Below are 4,841 nucleotides of genomic sequence, written 5' to 3'. Positions count from 1 at the left end.
TGCCAGTACCCCATCAACCATCCAATACAGGTGTTTCATATCAATCCCCGTCAGGTGTAATGGCGCCATTATGCCAGATTGCCCACCGCAGGGGATTTGACAGAGCTCAGTATTTTTCCGATCCCGTACGTTAAAACGTCATTTGGCGGGATTCGAGCGACAGTAATGCGGATTTCATCTCAAGCCCCCAGGCATAACCGGTTAAGCTGCCACCTTTGCCTATAACCCTGTGGCAGGGCACTATAATGGCAATAGGATTGGCGCCATTGGCGGCACCAACGGCCCGCACCGCTTTTGGACGGGCGACGCGATTGGCAATGTCACTGTAGCTGCAAGTTTCACCGAAAGGTATGGCCGCCAGCGCCCGCCAGACATCCCGCTGAAAATCAGTGCCCTTCGGCGCCAGAGTCAGCTCGAAACCGTCAAGGCTACCGGCAAAATAGTCGTTAAGCTGTGCGCAGGCATCATGCAAATGCGCCTTCGCGGCCCTGATGCTATCGGCACTGGCGCCCTGCTCTGCCGTCAGCGTTGGCGATGCAACCAGATGCATCAGCCCTGCCGCGCTGGCTCCAAGCCACAGGGAACCAACCGGCGATTGAAGCTCGCAAAGGGCCACGCAAGGCGCCGGGGCAGCAAAGGTGAGCCTGGTTTGCTTGGTTGTCATACGCTTTTCCTTTTCAATATATTCACGAGCTTTCGCCAACGTTGACTCACAGCAGAGCACAGCGGCTGTTTCTCCGAGCGGCGTTAGTGCTGTGGTTTGGATGCCAAATCCAGATGCCACAGCGCCAGCGTTAAATAACTGCCCCAGGGCGATGCGCCCGCTATAAGCTCATCCAGGGCCAGCGTACGCGGCTGACGCTTACCGGCTTGACTGCTTTTTGCACTTTTATTGTTTGCAGCCTCTATCCCCAGCATTGCCAGTCGCTGCCGGACAACCAAATCCCCTGTCAGAAGCACATCCGGCTCGGATAAACCGCGCATACATGCATAGCTGACTGTCCATGGACCTATTCCTTTCAGTGCCAGCAGCGTCTGCGCGCTCGGCTCTGTGTCTCTGAACGCTGCTGCCAGTGCCTGCAGCGCAAGCTTTCGGGCGCCGGGCATTTTCAGGCTCTCGAGGCTCGCCCTCTCAACAGCCTCTGGCTTGGGAAACAAACGGCAGTGGCGGCCACCAAGCTCAATATATCCAGAGGATTCATCCACCAACTGATTCAATAGCTTAGTAGCCTGTACCAGGCTTACCTGTTGTCCTAATACAGCCCTGCAGCCTGCCTCAAATAAGCTCCCCGCGCCGGGTAGTGGCATGACTGGCAGTAAAGGCAGGTACGGCTCTGCGGCAGCAGATGTGGTGTCACACCCGGCCATGTCGCCGCCCGCATCCAACTTACTGCTGACGTTGCTCGCTGACATCCGGCGCACCACTGCGCCAATGTGCTCCGCAATCAGCGAAAGATTGGCATCTACATCGAGCACCCGCTTGATTTCACTGAGCCAATGACTCAGTTTACTGCTGTCTTTACCGGGATAGATGTGTACCCTCAGCGCATGCTTGCCCGGGATCAAACTGGCTTCAAACCATCCCTTATCGCCTTCAACTCGCAGCGTACGGCCATAGCAAGGCGTGCCATCTGCGCTGACAAACCACTCGGCACCTTCAATGGCCCGAACCATAAAAAACTGTCTCAGCGCCCTAAAATCATAGGGCGGCCTGAAGCCGAGCATCAGATAGAGCCCCTCACTTGGCGAACTAAACAGTTTGCTCGAGCGCGAAGATGCCCTCACCTGCCCCGGTGTCAGGTTCAACGTGGCCTTGAACACTTCATTAAAGCGGCGCAGTGAACCGTACCCTGCTGCAAAGGCGATGTCAGTAATGGGTAATTCTGTTTGATGCAACAATGCCTTGGCGAGCAGCAAACGCCGGTAATCACCGTAGGCCTTGGGTGACATACCCAATTGCTCATGAAACAACTTGCGTAAATAGCGGCTCCCCACCCCCAGCCTCGCCGCCAGCGCCTCCATGGCTGCGGTGCCGTCGCGTTCCTTTGCATTAAGGGCTCCTGTGTCTATCAGCGCCATGGCACGACTTAAGGTGGTTGCTGTACCGCGCCAGGGGGCTGAGCCCGGTGCGGACTCCGGACGGCAGCGCAGACAGGGGCGTAATCCGGCGGCCGCTGCAGCCTGCGCTGTCGCGAAGTAACGCACATTTTCTTCTTTGGGCGACGGCGCCGGGCACACCGGACGGCAGTAGATCCCAGTGGAAAATACGCCGGTAAAAAACAGCCCATCGAAGCGGGCGTCCCTGCTTAAACGAGCACGCTGACAGGTTTCGGAACTCGGCAGTGGCAAAGACATGGTCTTTCCTTGATTAATCGTACGTTTTCAGCAATGGCTTCACTCTACCTCAGGCACCAAATACCAACCAGCGGAAATCGGCCCTCAATATCAGATACTGAAAAAGCAACACCCAGTAAGTATTTGCGATATGCTGTGCCACCAGTAAATGCAACTCGTTATTCATTAAGACATTGCCATGAAAACCCTGTTTAGACTGTTCGAGCGCTGGACCACTGCCCTGCCCGAATCGGGTGCTTCGCAGCCACCATCAACGCTGTTTGCTTTTTGTCGTCATTACACCAAAGGCTTTGAAATTCCGCTCATTTGCATGTCGGTGCTCACCGCCATCCTCGCCATGCTCGAAGTGTCTCTATTCGGATTTATGGGGCAATTGGTTGACTGGCTTGCCAATAAAGACCCCGGCAGCCTGCTTCAGGATGAAGGCACTTATCTGCTTGGAATGACCCTGTTGGTGCTTGTTGCCATTCCTGTTTTGGTGCTGCTGCACGCGCTGATTGCCTACCAAAGCTTGCTGGGCAATTACCCCATGTCTATTCGCTGGCTTGCACACCGCTACTTATTGAAGCAAAGCATTGGTTTTTATCAGAATGAATTTGCCGGACGAATTGCGACCAAGGTGATGCAGTCAGCGCTGGCAGTGCGGGAAACCGTGATGAAGTTGCTCGATGTTGCCGTGTACATTCTGGTGTATTTCACTTCGATGCTGGTCATCATTGCCAGCAGTGACTGGCGACTGATGATCCCGATGTTGGTATGGCTTGGGATCTACATTGGCCTGCAGATTTACTTTATTCCACGGCTGAAACGCGTCTCTACCGAGCAGGCAGATGCGCGTTCCACCATGACCGGACGCATAGTTGACAGCTACACCAATATTTCAACCGTGAAGCTGTTTTCCCACACCCAGCGTGAAGCGGATTATGCCCGCGACGCCATGGGCGGCTTTTTGGATACCGTGTACCGGCAAATGCGCCTGGTGACAGGGCTTAATGTCAGCGTGCAAATCATCAACTATGTGCTGGTTTTCGCCGTGGCTGCTATCGCTATTGCGCTGTGGACCGAGCAAGCCATCACCATTGGTGCCATTGCCATTGCAGTGAGCCTGGCACTGCGCCTCAACGGCATGAGTCAGTGGATCATGTGGGAGGTCAGCTCACTGTTTGAAAACATTGGCACTGTGGTGGATGGTATGAATACCCTGTCCAAACCCACGCAAATTAAGGACGCCCCCAATGCCAACGCGCTGCAGGTCAGCAAAGGGGAAATCCGCTATCAGGGGGTGAGCTTCCACTATGGTGAAGGCAGCGGCGTGATTGAAGGGTTGGATCTCAATATCCGCCCGGGCGAAAAAGTGGGCCTGGTTGGTCGCTCCGGCGCCGGTAAGTCGACTCTGGTGAACCTGCTGATGCGCTTTTACGATGTTGAGAAAGGCGAAATCCGTATCGATAATCAAGCGATTCAGGAAGTTACTCAGGATTCGCTGCGGGCTCACATTGGCATGGTTACCCAGGATACTTCGCTGCTGCACCGCACTATTCGTGAGAACATCCTTTATGGTCGACCCGATGCCAGCGAAGAAGAGCTTAACAATGCCATCGACCGAGCTCAGGCACGGGAGTTTATTGAGCAGCTAAGCGATCCATCTGGCAACCATGGTTTGGATGCCATGGTGGGCGAGCGTGGCGTGAAGCTTTCTGGCGGTCAGCGCCAGCGCATCGCCATCGCCCGGGTGCTACTGAAAGACGCGCCCATTCTGATTTTGGATGAGGCCACCTCGGCGCTCGACTCGGAAGTGGAAGCGGCAATTCAGGAAAGCCTGTATCAACTGATGGAAGGTAAAACCGTGATTGCCATTGCCCACCGACTGTCGACCATCGCCGCCATGGACCGCCTTATCGTGCTCGATAACGGCAAAATCGTTGAACAAGGCAGCCACAAAGAGCTGGTCGCACACGGCGGGATTTACGCCCAACTGTGGGCACACCAGACTGGCGGTTTCCTCGGCACCGAGTAACAAAGCTTCGATAGAAAAAGCTCAGCCAAGGCTGGGCTTTTTATTACCCGCTGTTTTTATTCTCTTTTTGCTTCCTTTTGGGATTGGTGTACAAGCGGATGTGCCGCCAATCATTTTTATCATTGCCAGCAGTAAGAAGCGATTGAATAGCAGACGAGTTGGGATTCTGGTGACTTTCCAAAGCTGAAGCGACCCGGCAGGCGATGGATAGATCCAAATTGGGATACGCTTAGATACCGCGGGTAAACAAAATACCGAAAGAAAACACAAACCTGACCAGCAAAACCGAAAGCCCAAAAAGAAAAAACCACCCTATTGGGTGGTTTAATATTTGGTGGAGCTACGCGGGATCGAACCGCGGACCTCTTGCATGCCATGCAAGCGCTCTCCCAGCTGAGCTATAGCCCCGAAATCTTCGCTGAATTGGCAAAAACTTCAGAAATTGTGGCATCCCCTAGGGGATTCGAAC

Annotated in this window: 3 protein-coding genes and 1 tRNA gene; 1 reads left to right on the top strand and 3 read right to left on the bottom strand. The window is 54.4% G+C overall.

The features are described from left to right. Positions 1-130: 130 nt before the first annotated feature. Entirely contained in the window at positions 131-664 is a 534-nt protein-coding gene (locus tag ABYK60_RS18170) for a methylated-DNA--[protein]-cysteine S-methyltransferase (RefSeq protein WP_372873405.1), read from the bottom strand. A gap of 83 nt (positions 665-747) precedes the next feature. Beyond that, a complete protein-coding gene (locus ABYK60_RS18165) occupies positions 748-2,355 on the bottom strand; it encodes a DNA-3-methyladenine glycosylase 2 family protein (RefSeq protein WP_372873404.1) in 1,608 nt (535 codons plus the stop codon). Between the two features lie 187 nt (positions 2,356-2,542). On the opposite strand from ABYK60_RS18165, the gene ABYK60_RS18160 reads away from it, so the two are divergent. Further along, a complete protein-coding gene (locus tag ABYK60_RS18160) occupies positions 2,543-4,372 on the top strand; it encodes an ABC transporter ATP-binding protein (protein WP_372873406.1) in 1,830 nt (609 codons plus the stop codon). Between the two features lie 332 nt (positions 4,373-4,704). Here ABYK60_RS18160 and ABYK60_RS18155 read toward each other — a convergent pair. After that, a tRNA-Ala gene (locus tag ABYK60_RS18155) sits at positions 4,705-4,780 on the bottom strand. Between the last annotated feature and the right edge of the window lie 61 nt (positions 4,781-4,841).

Source organism: Shewanella sp., from assembly GCF_041630135.1.
GTDB lineage: Bacteria > Pseudomonadota > Gammaproteobacteria > Enterobacterales > Shewanellaceae > Shewanella.
Note: the sequence above shows the minus strand (reverse complement) of the source record. Positions and strands in the feature narration are given on the sequence as shown.

What these genes read in the sequence shown, in the direction of transcription:
- ABYK60_RS18165 (WP_372873404.1), bottom strand. Translation starts at nt 2,355, where the DNA reads ATGTCTTTGCCACTGCCGAGTTCCGAAACCTGTCAGCGTGCTCGTTTA.
- ABYK60_RS18170 (WP_372873405.1), bottom strand. Translation starts at nt 664, where the DNA reads ATGACAACCAAGCAAACCAGGCTCACCTTTGCTGCCCCGGCGCCTTGC.